Genomic DNA, 14,558 nt, shown 5'->3' with positions numbered 1-14,558 from the left:
GTATAGACCTTCAGCTGATACATGTCACTGCCGTGAAGGAAAAGTCAGCAGAGCACCCGCGCATTCCCGCCGTGGGCGGCGAGAGCCCGCCGCCCCTTTCGCCCCGTTCTTCGGGTGGGGAGCCGCTGGGCAACGACCTTGGTACGGGCCTGAGCAAGGGCCTTGGTGCGGGCCTGGGTGACATCCGGCCCGCCGAGCTCTGGAACCGTAACTTCCGGCTCTTCTTCGTTGCCCGTACCGCCGCGCTCTTCGGTGACGGCATGATCCCGGTGGCGCTCACCGCGGGCCTGCTGGGGGCCGGCCGGCCGCACTCGTCGGTGGGGTTCGCGCTCGCGGCCTGGATGGGACCGCTGGCGCTCTTCGTGCTCTTCGGCGGCGTGCTGGCGGACCGGTTCACCCCCCGCCGGATGATGATCATCGCCGATGCCCTGCGGCTGGTCGGGGCCTCCGTGCTGGCGGTCTCCTTCGCCATCGGCAACCCGCCGCTGTGGGCGGTGTACGCACTCAGCGCGGTGGCCGGTGTGGGCGCCGCGCTCTTCCAGCCGGGCGTCGCGTCGACCGTGCCCCGGGTCGCCCCGGACGTGCAGCGCGCCAACGCGGTGCTCCGGGTCTCCGAGGCGCTCATGACCATGGCGGGCCCGGCCTTCGCGGGCATGCTCGTCGGGTTCGCCAGCGCCGGCGCGGTCTACGCGGCGAACGCGTCGACGTTCCTGGTCTCCGGTCTCTGCCTCTTCCTGCTGCGGCTCGCACCGGCACCGGCGGACGAGGTGCACCGAGGTACATTCGTCGCCGAACTGGCCGACGGATGGCGGGAGTTCCGGGCGCGGAGCTGGCTGTGGGGGGTGATCGCGATCTGGACGGTGTACGGCTTCGCGGTGCTCGGCCCGATGCTGCCGCTCACCGCGGTCGAGGTCACCGAGGCGCACGGCTCGGGGACGTACGGCGTCATGATGGCGGTGAACGGCGCGGGCAGTGTCGCCGGGGGGCTGCTCGCACTGCGTCTGCGACCGCGCCGCCCGCTCGCGGCCGGAGCCGTCGCGCTGACTTCCGTCTGCGTGAACCTGGTGGTGCTCGGCCTGAGGATGCCGGTGGCCGCGCTCGGGGCGGGGCAGTTCGTGGCCGGTGCGGCGTTCGCGTTCTGGCTGGTGATGTGGTCGACGACGGTGCAGACCCATGTGCCGCCCGAGGCGCTGAACCGTCTGCACGCGTACGACGTGGCGGGCTCGCTGCTGATGCTGGCGGCGGGCCGGGCGCTGGCCGGACCCGTCGCTGACCGGGTGGGCGCACCGGAGGTGCTGCTGGCGGGAGCGTTGATCAACATGGTGGTGGTGGCGGTACTGCTGGCGGCCCGGCCGATCAGGCGGCTGGAGCGGATCGGATGACCGGGGGAGGAGGGCCGGAGGCGGTGGTGCCGGGGACGGCGCGGACGGCTCTGCGGGCACGCGCGGTCGCGGCCGGGGCCGCGGCGCTGACCGTCGCCGCCGGGCTCGGGGTCAGGGCGTTCGCGGACGGTGCCGTTGCCGAGCACGCCGGGGACGCGCTCTACACCGTGCTGATCTGCGCCCTGGCCACCGTGATCGCCCCGCGTGCGCGGCCGGCCGTCACGGCCGGGACGGCGCTCGCGTTCAGCTGGGCGGTCGAGCTGCTGCAACTGACGGGGGTGCCCGCGGAACTCTCCCGGCACAGCGCGATGGCGCGGCTGGTGCTCGGCTCGACCTTCGACGCACCCGACCTGTTCTGGTACGCGGTGGGGGCGGGGTGCGCCTGGGCCGTGGCGGCCCTGGCTACTTGCTCCGGGAGCGCTCCTCGGACTTCTGCATCTCGATGACTTCGAAGACATGGGCGCTGGTCTGCCTGCGCACACTGCCCGCGACGAGCAGCGCCGCACCGCACACGGACAAGGGGGCGGAGATCCCCAGAACGGCCAGCTGTTTCGGCCACTCGGTGATCATCTCGCATTCCGTCGTGACCCGGTAGCAGTACGCGTCCTGCTGTTCCACCAACAGGAAGCCCAGCCAGATCCACAGGGCGCAGGCGACGATCAGAAGCACGGCGCCCCAGCCCTGCATCAGCGCGGAGCGGTGGTGGAAATGCTGGCGTGCTGCCCACTGCATGAGATCCCCCGGTTCGTTACGTGGCGAAGGCTTCGGTGTACGACGACGACGGCGTGGCGTACGGCCGCCGGCCGACAGGTGATCGTACGCACAGTCCCGGGACCGTCCCCGGCGTGTGGCCCGATCCCTGCGAAGGGTGGCCCTCCGGCCACTCGTGAACAGACATGTCGCGACCCGATGCTGAGTGACGTGACCCAGACAACCGAAAGCGCCGCCCGGGACGACGACCGGCAGGCCGCCCCCGCAGCCGCCGGCCGGCGCTCCCGCCTGCGCGTTCACCGCGCCTGGCTCGTCGCCGTCGTCACCTTCGTGACGATCATCGGTGGCGCCGCCTTCAACTCCCTGCCCGGCCTCCTCATCGACCCGCTCCACACGGAATTCGGCTGGTCGCGCGGCGAGATCGGACTCGCCGTCTCCATCGACATGGCGCTGTACGGGCTCACGGCACCGTTCGCCGCCGCGCTGATGGACCGTTTCGGCATCCGCCGGGTCGTCGTCGTCGCGCTCGGGGCGGTGGCGGCCGGGGCGCTGGCCAGTGTCTGGATGACGGCCTCCTGGCAGCTGATGATCTATTGGGGGCTGCTCGTCGGCCTCGGCACCGGCTCGATGGCGCTGGCCTTCTCCGCCACGGTCACCAACCGCTGGTTCGTGGCCCGGCGCGGCCTGGTCACCGGCATCCTCACCGCGGCGGGCGCCTCCGGCCAGCTGGTGTTCCTGCCGCTGTGCGCCTGGATCGTCGCGGAGCACGGCTGGCGTCCGGCCTCGGTGACCGTCGCGCTCGCCGCCCTGGTCGTCGTCCCGTTCGTCCGGCTCCTGCTGCACGACCACCCGGCAGCCCGCACCCGCACGCGGTGCGGCGAGGCGGACCGTACGCGTACTGGCCGACGCGGCGCGCACCGGCCCGTTCTGGTTGCTCGCCGGCACGTTCGCGATCTGCGGGGCCTCGACCAACGGCCTGATCCGTACGCACTTCGTGCCATCGGCCCACGACCACGGCATGCCCATCACCGCGGCGGCCTCGCTGCTCGCCGTCATCGGGGTCTTCGACGTCATCGGCACGATCTTTTCCGGCTGGCTCACCGACCGCTTCGACGCCCGTCGGCTCCTCGCCGTCTACTACGCCCTGCGCGGCGTCTCGCTGCTCTTCCTGCCGATGCTGATGGCGCCTACGGTCCATCCGCCGATGGTGTTCTTCATCGTCTTCTACGGCCTGGACTGGGTCGCCACCGTCCCGCCGACGCTGGCCCTGTGCCGCGAGCAGTACGGCGAGGACAGCGCCATCGTCTTCGGCTGGGTCCTCGCCTCCCACCAGGTGGGCGCGGCGCTGGTGGCGTTCCTGGGCGGTGTGGCGCGCGACGTGTTCGGCTCGTACGACGTGGTCTGGTACGCGTCGGGGGCGCTGTGCGCGACGGCGGCACTGATGGCGCTGGTGATCCGGCGACAGCCCCGGGCAGCTGTGGCGGCCGTCCGGTGACGGACCCGGCCCGCCCGCTCACCCGCTGAACCGTCCGAACCTCCCCCGGTGGAACAGCAGCGGATCGCCCCCGTCCGCCGCCCCCAGTGCCTCCACCCGGCCGACCACGATCAGATGGTCGCCCCCGGTGTGGACGGCCTGGACGCGGCAGTCGATCCAGGCCGGTACGGAGTCCAGCAGCGGCGACCCGGTCGCCGGAGTCGGCCCGTACACCACCCCCGCGAACTTGTCGGCCCCGCTCACCGCGAAGCTCCGGCACAGCGCGCCCTGGTCCGCGCCCAGGATGTTGACGCAGAACGCTCCGGCGCGGGCTATGCGCGGCCAGGTCGTCGACGTACGGGCAACCATGAACGTGACCAGCGGCGGGTCCAGGGAGAGCGAGGCGAACGACTGGCAGGCGAAGCCCGCCGGTCCCTCCGCGTCGTCCGGGTCGTGGGCGGTGACGATGGTGACCCCGCTGGCGAAGTGCCCCAGCACGCGGCGGAATTCGGACGCGTCGACGGGGTGTCTCTCGTCGTCCGCGACAGCCCGCAGTTCCGGGCGCGGCAGTGGATCGACCGGTGCCGGCCCTGCGGTGGTGGCGGCGCCGACGGACCTGAGGTACCGGACGGCGGTGGCGGCCATGCCTGCGTGTCCCATCACGCTTCCCATTGAAACTGACGATACGTCAGATAGGAACCCCTGTGAGCTCTGTCGGTGGGTGGACCCGGTCGGACTCGGCTACGCAGCAGTGATCGCCGTCCAGGGCTGCGCTCTTGCCCATCCGGTCGGCATCCGCCTTGACGACGTAGACCTCCCACGGCTCCTTTCCGGGCCCGTGCACCCATACCTTGTCCTGAAGCGCATAGCAGCAGGACGTGTCGTTCTCCTCGAACGTCGCGAGCCCCGCAGGCGACCGACGCTTCAAGGTCGGCGACGTTGAGCGCGAGCTGGACACGGGACATGGAAGTCTCCCTGGGCAGGGTGCATTGATATCTGTCGATGCAACCTTGCGCCTTGAATCGAAAAACATCAACATAGAGGCATGTCGAAACAAGAACTTGTGGTGCTCGGCCAGGACGGTGCTGACGGATGCTGCCCCACGCTGCTGACCGCGCCGCTGGACGAGGACCGGGCGGAGTCGCTGGCGAAGGTGTTCAAGGCCTTGGGCGACCCCGTGCGGCTGCGGTTGCTGTCGATGATCGCCTCCCGCGCGGGCGGGGAGGTCTGCGTCTGTGACCTCACACCTGCCTTCGACCTGTCCCAGCCGACGATCTCCCACCACCTCAAGCTGCTGAAGCAGGCCGGGCTCATCGACTCCGAGCGGCGCGGGACGTGGGTGTACTACCGGTTGCTGCCCGAGATGACCGACCGCCTCGCCGCCGTCCTCACCCGCCCCGCCGGGCAACAGCACCCCGAGACGGTTCCTGCCGGGGCCGCCTCGTGAGCACCGGGACCGCAGGGCCGGTCGCCGGGCGGTTGTCGTTCCTGGACCGGTTCCTGGCCCTGTGGATTCTGGCTGCGATGGCCGCCGGCCTCGGCCTGGGCCACATGGCCCCCGGTCTCGGCGAGACGCTCGCGAAGGTCACCGTCACCGGCGTCTCGCTGCCGATCGCGCTCGGCCTCCTCGTGATGATGTACCCGGTCCTTGCGAAGGTCCGCTACGACCGGCTGGAGACCGTCACCCGCGACCGGCGGCTGCTCATCCCGTCCCTGGTGCTGAACTGGGTCGTCGGCCCGGCGCTGATGTTTGCGCTCGCCTGGATCTTCCTGCCCGACCTTCCCGAGTACCGCACCGGCCTGATCATCGTCGGTCTCGCCCGGTGCATCGCCATGGTCGTCATCTGGAACGACCTGGCCTGCGGCGACCGTGAGGCCGCTGCCGTCCTCGTCGCCCTCAACTCCGTCTTCCAAGTCCTCGCGTTCAGCCTGCTCGGCTGGTTCTACCTCTCGGTCCTGCCCGGCCGGCTCGGTCTGGAGCAGACCGCCCTCGACGTCTCCGTGTGGGAGATCGCCCGCGCCGTGCTCGTCTTCCTCGGCATTCCGCTGCTGGCCGGCTTCCTCACCCGCCGACTGGGAGAAAGGGCCAGGGGCCGCGTCTGGTACGAGACGAAGCTGATTCCCCGGATCGGCCCGTTCGCCCTGTACGGGCTGTTGTTCACCGTCGTCGTGCTCTTCGCCCTTCAGGGCGGCGCCATCACCTCCAAGCCCCTCGACGTCGTCCGCATCGCGTTGCCGTTGCTTGTGTACTTCGCCTTGATGTGGGCCGGGTCCATGGCTCTCGGCCGTGCGGTGGGACTCGACTACCCGAAGGCGACGACGCTTGCATTCACCGCCGCGGGCAACAACTTCGAACTCGCCATCGCGGTCGCCATCGCCACCTTCGGCGCCACCTCCGGCCAGGCCCTCGCGGGAGTCGTCGGCCCCCTCATCGAGGTTCCTGTTCTGATCGGCCTGGTTCATGTCGCCCTGGCCACCCGCCGATTCTTCACCCAGGCCGCCCCGGCGACCGGTCGGGCCGCTGCCCCGAAAGGTTCCGCCCGTGTCTGAGAAGCCATCCGAGTCCAAGCCGTCCGTGCTGTTCGTATGTGTCCACAACGCAGGCCGCTCGCAGATGGCCGCCGCCTTCCTCACCCACCTCGGAGGCGACCGCGTGGAGGTCCGCTCGGCCGGGTCCGCTCCGGCCGACGCCGTGAACCCGGCCGCGGTACAGGCAATGGCGGAGGTCGGCATCGACATGTCCGCCGAGACGCCGAAGGTGCTGACCGTGGAAGCCGTGCAGGCGTCCGACGTGGTGATCACCATGGGCTGCGGCGACACCTGCCCCGTCTTCCCCGGCAAGAAGTACCTCGACTGGACGCTCGACGACCCGGCCGGCCAGGGCGTCGAGGCCGTCCGCCCGATCCGCGACGAGATCGAACGGCGCACCCGCACTTTGCTCGCCGAACTCCGCTGCGGCTGGCCGCCGACGGCACGGCGCGCGCCGATGCGCTGACGGACCACGACTCCGCCGTCGAGCACGGTGCGGTGCCGGAAGCCGGGAAGTACCGTTGCTCGGAGCGGGGTACGTGGTCCTACGAGCCCGAGGACGCGAGCACATGGGAGCAGAGCGTGCGGCTCGAGATCGAGGGCTGCTCCTTCGGCGGCGACGCCGACGGCTGGCGGATCAGCGGCACGGCGGAACGGCCGGAACTCAATCGCGAGTACGGCGATCTCGACTTACCGGACTGGTACACGCTCAGGCGGTGAGGGGCTCGGGCCACCCGGCGGGCGGAGAGAGCTTGTTGAGGGTCAGTTCCCGGCGGCGTACGTCACGAAGTCTGCCCAGGCGTCAGGGGTGACGGCGAGCCGGGGGCCCTGGGCGTTCTTGGAGTCACGGACGTGGACCGTGTTGGGGGTGGTGGCGATCTCGACGCAGTCGTTGCCGTCGCTGCTGTCGCTGTAGCTGCTCTTGAACCACTTCAGTTCGGGAGCATCCTCGGCAGAGGTCTTGCGGATCATGTCTCTCCCAGCGCTTGCTCGATGAAGGCCAGCGACTCCCTTGGAGTGAGAGCCTCGGCCCGGATGATGCCATACCGCAGTTCAAGGACTCGGAGCTGTCGCGGATCAGAGACCGGACGCCCGCCATGCACGCCATCGGTACGCCCCACTCCAGAACCGTCGCTGAACTTCAGCACCTGGATCTTTCCGCCTGTTCCCGGGTGGTCCCAGCGGTCGGTCGGCATCACCTGAATCTCGACGTTCCGCATCTGCCCAACCTCCAACAGGTGCTCAAGCTGCTGGCGTCGCACCATTGTCCCTCCGATCGGGCGGCGCAGCGTCACTTCTTCCAGGACAAAGCTGAGATCCGGTGCTGGTGACCGGTCGAAGATGGAACGCCGAGCCGTACGAGCAGCGACCATGCGTTCCAGCTCATCCTGGGAGTACGCAGGTCGGCGCGTCCCGAGTAGCGCTCGGGCATGTTCATCCGTCTGCAAAAGACCGTGCAGGTTGTGGTCGCCGTACGACAGCAGCTCGACCGCCCGCGCCTCCATCCGCGCCAGATCCCGAATCTTCTTCGGGTACCGGACCTCCGCCACGTCCTTCTTCATCGCGGTGAGCAGCCCACCCGCGCCCAGCACCTCGTCCGCTCTGTCCAGATACTCCGGGCGCGGAATCCGCTTGCCGGCCTCGACCTTGTAGACCTGGTCCTCCCCGTACCCGATCGCCACACCGAACTCGGCCGCTCGCATTCCGGCCGCCTCCCGGCGCAGCCTCAACTGCCGCCCCACCGTGGCGACGACGGCCGCGCCCGACTCGTCGTCGGGGTCGACCTCCCAACCGGGCTCGTCCGTCTCGCCCCCGGATCGCTCCGTACCGTTCGCATCCACCCGCATCCGCGCCACCTCCGATGTGCCGTCACCATCGCGGCACCATCTACCCGCACGCCTGCTCCGGACAGCCCGGACAGCTCCGGACAAGCGCCGGACAGTCACCGTACGCATCCGCTTGATCACTGGTCAGCGTAAGTGTGCCCGGCCACGCTGAGTGACGTGAAACAAGAAATCAACCTCTCCCAACCCCCCGCTCCCAGCAGCAGGTTCACCATGTTGCTCTCGCCCACCCGACGGGGAGCCAGGCTGGCCCGGCTGCTCACCACCGCACATCTGGGCGAGTTGGGACTCCCGTCGGAGTCGGCCGCGCAGATCGTCGCCGAACTGGCGGCCAATGCCATGGCCCATGGCCGCGTGCCGGGGCGGGACTTCCGCCTGGGCCTCACGGTTCACGACGGCGGCGCACTCCTGCGGATCGAGGTGAGCGACGCCCGCGGCGAGTGCCTTCCGCCCGGCCCGGGGAACACGGCCTTGCCGGACGGTGACTGCGAATCCGGGCGCGGCCTGCTGATCGTCGAGGCGCTTGCGGACCGTTGGGGCGTCAGTCCCGGGCCCTTCCCTCATAAGACCGTCTGGGCCGAACTCGACCTCGTACCGTGACCGCCGCCACCGGGTCGCGGATTTCCACGATCCGGTGGTCCGCGACGCGGCTCCCCGCGACATCAAAAGCCTTGAAGAACTTGGGAAATGAACCTTCCCAACCCCACCCTGCCTCCCGTCACCCACATGGGTGAGATTGGCCAACTTGGCTGCGATTCGGGCTGGTTGGCCGGCATATGCTCGCCGCGACGAACAACCCCCAGACATGCGACGGCCCCCGGCCGGGACTGGCATCCCGATCGAGGGCCTGACCAACGAGGAAGAGAACCCTTCCCGATGGATACCCAGCAGATTAGCGCGCCCTCGCGCGCCCCGTCCCGCACACGCGGAGACGCCGCGTCGTACTCCGGCGTCGTGCACGACAACTCCCGGCACACCAGCCGTTTCACGGTCGTGGGCAACCACCTCACCCAGCACCGCGAGCTCTCCCTCATCGCGATCGGGCTCGCCGCGCACATCCAGTCGCTGCCCGCCGGAGCCGGGATCGGCATCAAGGACCTCACCGGCCGCATTCCGGAGAGCGAGGCCCGGATTGCCGCAGCGTTACGCGAACTCGAAGCCCACGGCTACCTGCGGCGCACCCGCACGCGCCTGGCCGACGGCCGGATCGTCACCCGTACCGTCTCCTGCAACCAGCCCCCCGACCGGCGGCCCGCAGGAACCGCACCGGGCCGCGAGCGTCCACCGCGCCCGCAACGTACGGCCCGGCCGCCTGCGTCGATCCGACCCTGCCGGGAGCCCGAAGCCGACGACACGCGCCCGCTCAGGTCCCCGGCCCGGACCGTGCCCACACCAGGCCGTGAGCCCGTCCCCGCAGTACGCCGCGAGCGCGTCCCGCGCAGCCGGTCCACGCCCCTGCCCGTACCGCAGCCGGCCTTTCCCGCAGCGTCCCTCCTCCGGACCGCCGCCGACCTGCTCGCCGGGCTGCATCGCCAGGATCCGCGCCTCCTGCTCTCCGCACAGGATGTGGACTTCCTGACCCCGGGGGTGGCCGCATGGCTGGAGCGCGAGGTCGGCCCCGCCGCCGTGGAACACGCCCTGACCAGCGAACTCCCACCCGAACGGCTGCTCCGCCCTGCCGGGCTCCTCGCGCACCGGCTCACGGCCCGGCTTCCGCCACTGCCTCCGTTCCGATCCCCGGCCGATGTCCCGCCCCGGCCCTTCCCGCTGCAGAACTGCGAGAGCTGCGACCGGGCATTCCGCGCGGCGGAGTCAGGAGAGTGCCCCGACTGCCGGACCGACAACTTCCATCCGACCGTTCGACAACTCTAGGAAACCCACATGGTCAGCTCGTCCCACGAGGCGATGCACCGCATCTTTCAGGAGTACCCGGGGCTTTTCTCCCGCGTCTCCGAGGTACTGGGGGTCACGATCGGCCCACCCGCCTCGGCCACCGTCATGCCCACGGACCTCACCGAGAACAGGCCCCTCGAACGCCGTGTCGATACCCTGCTGCGCATCGACATGGAGGACGACCAGGCGTACCTCCTCGCGATCGAGGCCCAGGGCAAGAAGGACCCGGACAAGCCCGCGAGCTGGATGTACTACCTGTCGTACCTTCAGGCGAAGTACAGGCTGCCTCCCATGCTGCTGGTCGTCTGCCAGGACAGAGCGACCGCCGAATGGGCAGCACGCCCGTTCCACGTAGGCCACCCGCAATCACCCGCGCTCACCCTGCAAGCCCTCGTCGCGGGCCCGCACAACATGCCGGTGATCAGGGATGTGGCGGAGGCCCGCAAGGACCTGGCGCTGACCACGCTGGCGGCGATCACACACGCAGGCGATCCGGACATCGGTGCCATACTGAAAACGCTGTCTACCGCTCTGCGGGACGTACCGGAAACCATCGCCAATCCCATCGTCGAACTCACCGCACAAGACTTGGGCAACCGCCCGGCCGCACAACAGTGGAGGAACCTGGTGGCCGTGGACCTTTCCTTTTACAAGTCCTTCATGTCGGAGGAAATCCGGGACGAGGGCCGTGCAGAGGGCATTGCGCGGGGCATCTTGCTCTTCCTTGAGCAGTCGGGTGTGGATGTGCCTGACGAGGCGCGTGAGCGCATCTTGGGCTGTACCGATCTCGACGTTCTGAGTTGTTGGCTTCTGCGTGCTCCTGCCGCCGCGTCGGTCGAGGATGTGTTCGCCGAGGTGTAGGCAGGTTGTGGCCGGGATTCGCCGGTGGCCCACGCCAACCGGCGGGTTCCGGCCGCACAGCACGGCAGGAGCCCCGTGGCCACGGACCACGGGCAGTGGCACCCCGCGGCAGGGGAGGACGGTGCAAGCGGCATCGGGGTCACAGCCCCCGGTACTTCGGCGTGCGCCGCTCCACGAAGCTCGCCACCCCCTCGTTGGCGTCCTGCGTGGTCATATTGATCTCCTGGGCATTCGCCTCCGCTGCGAAGGCCGTCGCCCGGTCGGAGTCCAGCGATGCGTTGACGAGCTGCTTGGTTGCGGCGATCGCACGCGTCGGCCCCTCGGCCAGCCGCTGCGCCCACGCGCGGGCGGTCGCCGCCAACTCCTCGTCCGGGACGACCCGGTTGACCAGCCCCAGCCGTTCCGCCTCCGCGGCCCGGAGCGAGTCGCCGAAGAACATCAGCTCCTTGGCGCGCTGCGGGCCGATCAGGCGCGGCAGGAGGTACGCGCCGCCGCCGTCGGGTACGAGGCCACGGCGTACGAACACCTCGATGAACTTCGCCGACTCGGCGGCCAGCACCAGATCGCAGGCGAATGCGAGGTGCGCGCCGATGCCCGCCGCCGTGCCGTTGACGGCCGCGATCACCGGCTTCTCGCAGTCCAGGACCGCGGCGATCAGGCGCTGGGCGCCGAGCCGGATGGTGCGGGCCACGTCGCCGGGTACCCGGTCGCCCGTCGAAGGGGCGCCGCGCAGGTCGGCGCCCGCGCAGAAGCCGCGGCCGGTGGCGGTGAGGACGACGGCCCGGACCGCCGGGTCGGCGGAGGCCTCGGCGAGGAGGGCGATGACGCGTTCCCGCTGGTCCCAGGTGACCGCGTTCATCGCCTCGGGGCGGTTCAGGGTGATCCACGAGACGCCGTTGTCAGTGGCGTGGAGTATCAATGAGTCCGGTGACCCGGACGGGTCGGTGGTGTCTTCGGGGGAGGACGGCATGAGGCAGCTCCTGGGTGAGTGGTGTGGCCGGTGGCGGCGCGGCGGTAGGGGTGACCGGCGAGTCGGCCGGTGCTGCGGTTGCCGGGACGACCGGTGGTGCCGTCGCCGGGACGACCGGCGCTGTGTTCGGTCAGCGGCAGACGGCGAGCGCGTCCAGTGCCACCGCGCCCTGTCCCCGCCCGAGCACCATCAGCGGGTTGATGTCGAGTTCGGCGAGGTCGTCGCCCAGTTCCAGCGCCATCCGCTGCACCCGCAGCACGACCTCGACGAGCGCGTCCACATCCACCGGCGGACCGCCGCGTACGCCCTCCAGCAGGGCCCGGCCGCGCAGTTCGCCCAGCATCGCCCGCGCCTGGTCCTCGCCGAACGGCGGCACCCGTACCGCCGCATCGTGCAGCACCTCGACCAGTACGCCGCCGAGCCCCACCGTCACCGTCGGCCCGAACAACGGGTCCTGCGTGACGCCGACCATCATCTCGACGCCGCGCTCGACCATCTGGCAGACCAGGATCCCGTCCAGCTCGACACCCTCGTAACGCGCGATGTCGGTCAGTTCGCGATAGGCGTCCCGCACCTGGCTGGCGGAGGTGAGCCCGACCTTGACCAGGCCCAGCTCGGTCTTGTGGGCGAGCCGGGCGCCCGACGCCTTCATGACGACCGGGTAGCCGACCAGCCCCGCCGCCCGGACGGACGCCGCGGCGCTCGTCACCAGCTGCTCGCGCGGTACGCGGATTCCGTACGCGCGCAGCAGCTGCTTCGCCGCGTGCTCGCTCAGCTGGTGGCCCGGGCGCATCAGTGCCTGCGCCTTGCGGAACGAGGGCGACGGCGTGCGCGGAGCCTCGTCGAAGGGAGAGCGGTAGGAAGCGGCGAACCGGTGGTGGTCCAGGTAGGCCTTCACGGCGGTGATGCAGTTGCCGAAGGTGCGGAAGGTGGCGACGCGGGACGAGCCGAGCAGCGTCGTGCGGTACGCGTCCTCCGTACCGACGGGCGAGCCCCACACCACGCACACCAGCTTGTCCGTGGTCTCCGCCGCGTCCACCAGGTCCTGCGCGAGTTTGTCGCTCATCGGGGGGAAGGGGCCGGTGATCGGGCAGATCAGCACCCCGACGGCGGGGTCGGCGAGGATCGCGTCGATGATCTTCCGACCGCGCCAGTCGCCGACCGGATGGCCGCCGTTGTCGACCGGATTCGCCACGTTCAGATAGTCGGGGATCCACTCGTGCAGTTCGCGCTGCTTCGCCTCGGACAGGGTGGGGAGCTTCAGTCCGGCTCCCGTCGCCAGGTCCGAGAAGTGCGCCCCCGTGCCGCCCGAGATCGAATACACGACGACGCCGTCGGCCTGCGGCCTCCGTGCCCGCGCCAGCAGGGCCGCGGTGTCCTGGAGCTCATCGAGTCCGTCCACCCGGATCACGCCGAACTGCCGCATCGCCGCGTCCACCACCTGGTCGGCGCCGGTCAGCTTGCCGGTGTGTGACGCGGCCATCCTGGCCCCTGCCTCCGTACGTCCCACCTTGACCGCCACCACCGGAACCCCGGCCCGCGCCGCCCGGTCCGCGGCGAGGAGAAAGGAGCGCCCGTCCTTGAGTCCCTCCACGTAACAGGCGATGGCCCCGACCTCGGGGCGCTGCGAGAAGTACGAGATGAAGTCGGCGGTCTCCAGATCCGCCTCGTTGCCCGTGGGCGCCCAGTGCGAGAGCCGCACGCCCAGCTCCTGAAGGGTGTAGACGGGGCGTCCCTGGTGACCGGACTGGGTGATCAGCGCGATCGCCGGCCCGTCCAGATCGTCCCGGAACTCCTCGAAGGCGTTGAGGTTGGTGTTCGGCCCGAGCAGCCGCAGCCCGGACCGCTCCACCGCCGCGGCCAGCCGTGCCTGGGCGGCGGCGCCCTCCTCCCCGGTCTCGGCGAACCCGGAGGCGAAGGCGACGGCGAACTTCACCTTGGCCTGCGCGAGTTCCTCGATCACCGGAAGTGGATCGCCGACCAGTAACACGGCCAGATCGACCTGCTCCGGCAGGTCCGCGACGGAAGGAGAACAGGGCCGTGCGAAGACGGACTTCCTGGTGGGATGCACGGGGTGCAGCCGGGCTCCGACCCGATCGGCCCAGGCGATGAGCTGCCGGGTGATTCCCGTGTTGGGCCGCCCTTCGGTGTCGGACGCGCCGATGACGGCCACGGACTCGGGCCGGAAGAACCGGTCCAGGTCCGGCACGGGCGCGTGCAGCGGGCGGCCGCTGACGTCGAGATCGCCCTCCGCGGCGGCGGCCGCCATGCTGTGGACGATGGCGTGCGGTTCTTCGCCGCAGGCCACCACCCTGGCGCGGAAGTCGGTGGTGAGGGTGCCGTGAGTCGATCCAAGCATCGTTCCGCCCACTCCTGCTCGAAGTCCGTCGGGTGTTCGTGACCGGCCAGCCCAAAGCTGACACTTAGTCAGGTTACTGAACTGACGGCCCGTCAGGAATGGGTGTGCAGGGAAAGGCTGAGACGGACGGATGCCCGGTGCTGTGCGGGTTGCGGCCGGACTGCGCCTTCCGGCCACATGCGGCGCCACCGGGTCCGCTTCCACGTCCGACGCACGGGCGGCGGCGCGGACCGGCCGGACCTCACTGCCGTGGAGCGGCGGCTACTACCCGCAGCGGACGGGCGCGCCGCGAAGCCGGGGCACGGAAAGGGCTGTCCCCCGCACCCTGGGCACAGGTGCGGGGGACAGCGTGTGTGCGAAGACGCCTCAGGCGGGCTAGTGCCCCTCCCGGCAAGCTTTGCCCCGTCGCGCCGCCCAGCACGCACTCCCCCAAGGCCTTGAGGGCCAGGGGGGACCCCCTTCCGCGTTGGCCAAAAGCCCTGGTAGCTCCTTCCCCAAGCTCTCAACTTCGTTCGAGCAGGGGAGACCCCATCCA

The 14,558-nt window shown here is 70.3% G+C and carries 15 protein-coding genes and 2 pseudogenes; 10 read left to right on the top strand and 7 right to left on the bottom strand.

The window, feature by feature from the left end; translation table 11 throughout:
• Positions 1-32: 32 nt before the first annotated feature.
• Both ACZ7L9_RS14015 and ACZ7L9_RS14010 read left to right on the top strand, forming a co-directional pair.
• Entirely contained in the window at positions 33-1,382 is a 1,350-nt protein-coding gene (locus tag ACZ7L9_RS14015) for an MFS transporter (RefSeq protein ID WP_471415240.1), read from the top strand.
• Positions 1,379-1,828, top strand: a complete 450-nt coding sequence (locus ACZ7L9_RS14010; RefSeq protein WP_471415238.1) for a ribosomal maturation YjgA family protein — start codon at positions 1,379-1,381, stop codon at positions 1,826-1,828. The genes ACZ7L9_RS14015 and ACZ7L9_RS14010 overlap by 4 nt, the downstream gene beginning before the upstream one ends.
• Here the strand turns inward: ACZ7L9_RS14010 and ACZ7L9_RS14005 are convergent.
• Positions 1,785-2,114, bottom strand: a complete 330-nt coding sequence (locus tag ACZ7L9_RS14005) for a hypothetical protein (RefSeq protein ID WP_471415237.1) — start codon at positions 2,112-2,114, stop codon at positions 1,785-1,787. The two genes, ACZ7L9_RS14010 and ACZ7L9_RS14005, sit on opposite strands and share 44 nt — an antisense overlap.
• A 177-nt stretch (positions 2,115-2,291) precedes the next feature.
• On the opposite strand from ACZ7L9_RS14005, the pseudogene ACZ7L9_RS14000 reads away from it, so the two are divergent.
• Positions 2,292-3,588: pseudogene (locus tag ACZ7L9_RS14000) on the top strand (MFS transporter).
• Between the two features lie 18 nt (positions 3,589-3,606).
• Here ACZ7L9_RS14000 and ACZ7L9_RS13995 read toward each other — a convergent pair.
• Positions 3,607-4,212 carry a flavin reductase family protein gene (locus ACZ7L9_RS13995; RefSeq protein WP_471415686.1) on the bottom strand — a complete coding sequence of 202 codons (606 nt, stop codon included), beginning with the start codon at positions 4,210-4,212 and terminating at the stop codon, positions 3,607-3,609.
• A gap of 43 nt (positions 4,213-4,255) precedes the next feature.
• Positions 4,256-4,483: pseudogene (locus ACZ7L9_RS13990) on the bottom strand (hypothetical protein); the annotation flags it as partial.
• 129 nt (positions 4,484-4,612) lie between these two features.
• Between ACZ7L9_RS13990 and ACZ7L9_RS13985 the strand changes: the two are divergent.
• From ACZ7L9_RS13985 to ACZ7L9_RS13970, 4 genes are all read left to right on the top strand, one after another.
• Positions 4,613-5,014 carry an ArsR/SmtB family transcription factor gene (locus ACZ7L9_RS13985; RefSeq protein WP_471415236.1) on the top strand — a complete coding sequence of 134 codons (402 nt, stop codon included), beginning with the start codon at positions 4,613-4,615 and terminating at the stop codon, positions 5,012-5,014.
• Complete coding sequence (arsB, locus tag ACZ7L9_RS13980; protein ID WP_471415234.1) at positions 5,011-6,117, top strand: ACR3 family arsenite efflux transporter; 1,107 nt, start codon at positions 5,011-5,013, stop codon at positions 6,115-6,117. Before ACZ7L9_RS13985 ends, arsB begins: the two co-directional genes overlap by 4 nt.
• Complete coding sequence (locus ACZ7L9_RS13975) at positions 6,110-6,562, top strand: arsenate reductase ArsC (RefSeq protein ID WP_471415233.1); 453 nt, start codon at positions 6,110-6,112, stop codon at positions 6,560-6,562. The genes arsB and ACZ7L9_RS13975 overlap by 8 nt, the downstream gene beginning before the upstream one ends.
• Positions 6,563-6,678: 116 nt before the next feature.
• On the top strand, positions 6,679-6,816 hold the full coding sequence (locus tag ACZ7L9_RS13970; protein ID WP_471415232.1) for a hypothetical protein: 138 nt from the start codon (positions 6,679-6,681) through the stop codon (positions 6,814-6,816).
• Between the two features lie 42 nt (positions 6,817-6,858).
• On the opposite strand, the gene ACZ7L9_RS13965 is transcribed toward ACZ7L9_RS13970, so the two are convergent.
• Together ACZ7L9_RS13965 and ACZ7L9_RS13960 are read right to left on the bottom strand one after the other, a co-directional pair.
• Positions 6,859-7,068: a DUF397 domain-containing protein gene (locus ACZ7L9_RS13965; RefSeq protein WP_471415229.1), complete on the bottom strand. Its 210-nt coding sequence runs from the start codon at positions 7,066-7,068 to the stop codon at positions 6,859-6,861.
• On the bottom strand, positions 7,065-7,943 hold the full coding sequence (locus tag ACZ7L9_RS13960; protein ID WP_471415227.1) for a helix-turn-helix domain-containing protein: 879 nt from the start codon (positions 7,941-7,943) through the stop codon (positions 7,065-7,067). The genes ACZ7L9_RS13965 and ACZ7L9_RS13960 overlap by 4 nt, the downstream gene beginning before the upstream one ends.
• 210 nt (positions 7,944-8,153) lie before the next feature.
• Between ACZ7L9_RS13960 and ACZ7L9_RS13955 the strand changes: the two genes are divergently transcribed.
• The 3 genes from ACZ7L9_RS13955 to ACZ7L9_RS13945 all read left to right on the top strand — a co-directional run bounded on the left by ACZ7L9_RS13955 (position 8,154) and on the right by ACZ7L9_RS13945 (position 10,694).
• Positions 8,154-8,540: an ATP-binding protein gene (locus ACZ7L9_RS13955; protein WP_471415685.1), complete on the top strand. Its 387-nt coding sequence runs from the start codon at positions 8,154-8,156 to the stop codon at positions 8,538-8,540.
• A 276-nt stretch (positions 8,541-8,816) separates the two neighbouring features.
• A complete protein-coding gene (locus ACZ7L9_RS13950; RefSeq protein ID WP_471415226.1) occupies positions 8,817-9,812 on the top strand; it encodes a helix-turn-helix domain-containing protein in 996 nt (331 codons plus the stop codon).
• 9 nt (positions 9,813-9,821) lie between these two features.
• Positions 9,822-10,694 (top strand): RpnC/YadD family protein, encoded by an 873-nt coding sequence (locus ACZ7L9_RS13945; protein WP_471415224.1) that lies wholly within the window; start codon positions 9,822-9,824, stop codon positions 10,692-10,694.
• 139 nt (positions 10,695-10,833) lie between these two features.
• Here the strand turns inward: ACZ7L9_RS13945 and ACZ7L9_RS13940 are convergent, their stop codons facing one another.
• Both ACZ7L9_RS13940 and ACZ7L9_RS13935 read right to left on the bottom strand, forming a co-directional pair.
• Positions 10,834-11,664, bottom strand: coding sequence for an enoyl-CoA hydratase/isomerase family protein (locus ACZ7L9_RS13940; protein ID WP_471415222.1), 831 nt, complete (start codon positions 11,662-11,664; stop codon positions 10,834-10,836).
• Positions 11,665-11,794: 130 nt separating this feature from the next.
• The gene (locus tag ACZ7L9_RS13935; RefSeq protein ID WP_471415221.1) at positions 11,795-14,023 is read right to left on the bottom strand and encodes an acetate--CoA ligase family protein; all 2,229 of its coding nucleotides are present in this window, start codon (positions 14,021-14,023) and stop codon (positions 11,795-11,797) included.
• Positions 14,024-14,558 lie beyond the last annotated feature (535 nt).

This window comes from Streptomyces sp. NPDC111516, from assembly GCF_055635345.1.
Note: the sequence above shows the minus strand (reverse complement) of the source record. Positions and strands in the feature narration are given on the sequence as shown.

Coding starts and splice junctions, on each gene's coding strand:
- ACZ7L9_RS14010 (WP_471415238.1), top strand. CDS start 1,379: ATGACCGGGGGAGGAGGGCCGGAGGCGGTGGTGCCGGGGACGGCGCGG.
- ACZ7L9_RS14005 (WP_471415237.1), bottom strand. CDS start 2,114: ATGCAGTGGGCAGCACGCCAGCATTTCCACCACCGCTCCGCGCTGATG.
- ACZ7L9_RS13995 (WP_471415686.1), bottom strand. CDS start 4,212: ATGGCCGCCACCGCCGTCCGGTACCTCAGGTCCGTCGGCGCCGCCACC.
- ACZ7L9_RS13985 (WP_471415236.1), top strand. CDS start 4,613: ATGTCGAAACAAGAACTTGTGGTGCTCGGCCAGGACGGTGCTGACGGA.
- ACZ7L9_RS13965 (WP_471415229.1), bottom strand. CDS start 7,068: ATGATCCGCAAGACCTCTGCCGAGGATGCTCCCGAACTGAAGTGGTTC.
- ACZ7L9_RS13960 (WP_471415227.1), bottom strand. CDS start 7,943: ATGCGGGTGGATGCGAACGGTACGGAGCGATCCGGGGGCGAGACGGAC.
- ACZ7L9_RS13955 (WP_471415685.1), top strand. CDS start 8,154: ATGTTGCTCTCGCCCACCCGACGGGGAGCCAGGCTGGCCCGGCTGCTC.
- ACZ7L9_RS13950 (WP_471415226.1), top strand. CDS start 8,817: ATGGATACCCAGCAGATTAGCGCGCCCTCGCGCGCCCCGTCCCGCACA.
- ACZ7L9_RS13945 (WP_471415224.1), top strand. CDS start 9,822: ATGGTCAGCTCGTCCCACGAGGCGATGCACCGCATCTTTCAGGAGTAC.
- ACZ7L9_RS13940 (WP_471415222.1), bottom strand. CDS start 11,664: ATGCCGTCCTCCCCCGAAGACACCACCGACCCGTCCGGGTCACCGGAC.
- ACZ7L9_RS13935 (WP_471415221.1), bottom strand. CDS start 14,023: ATGCTTGGATCGACTCACGGCACCCTCACCACCGACTTCCGCGCCAGG.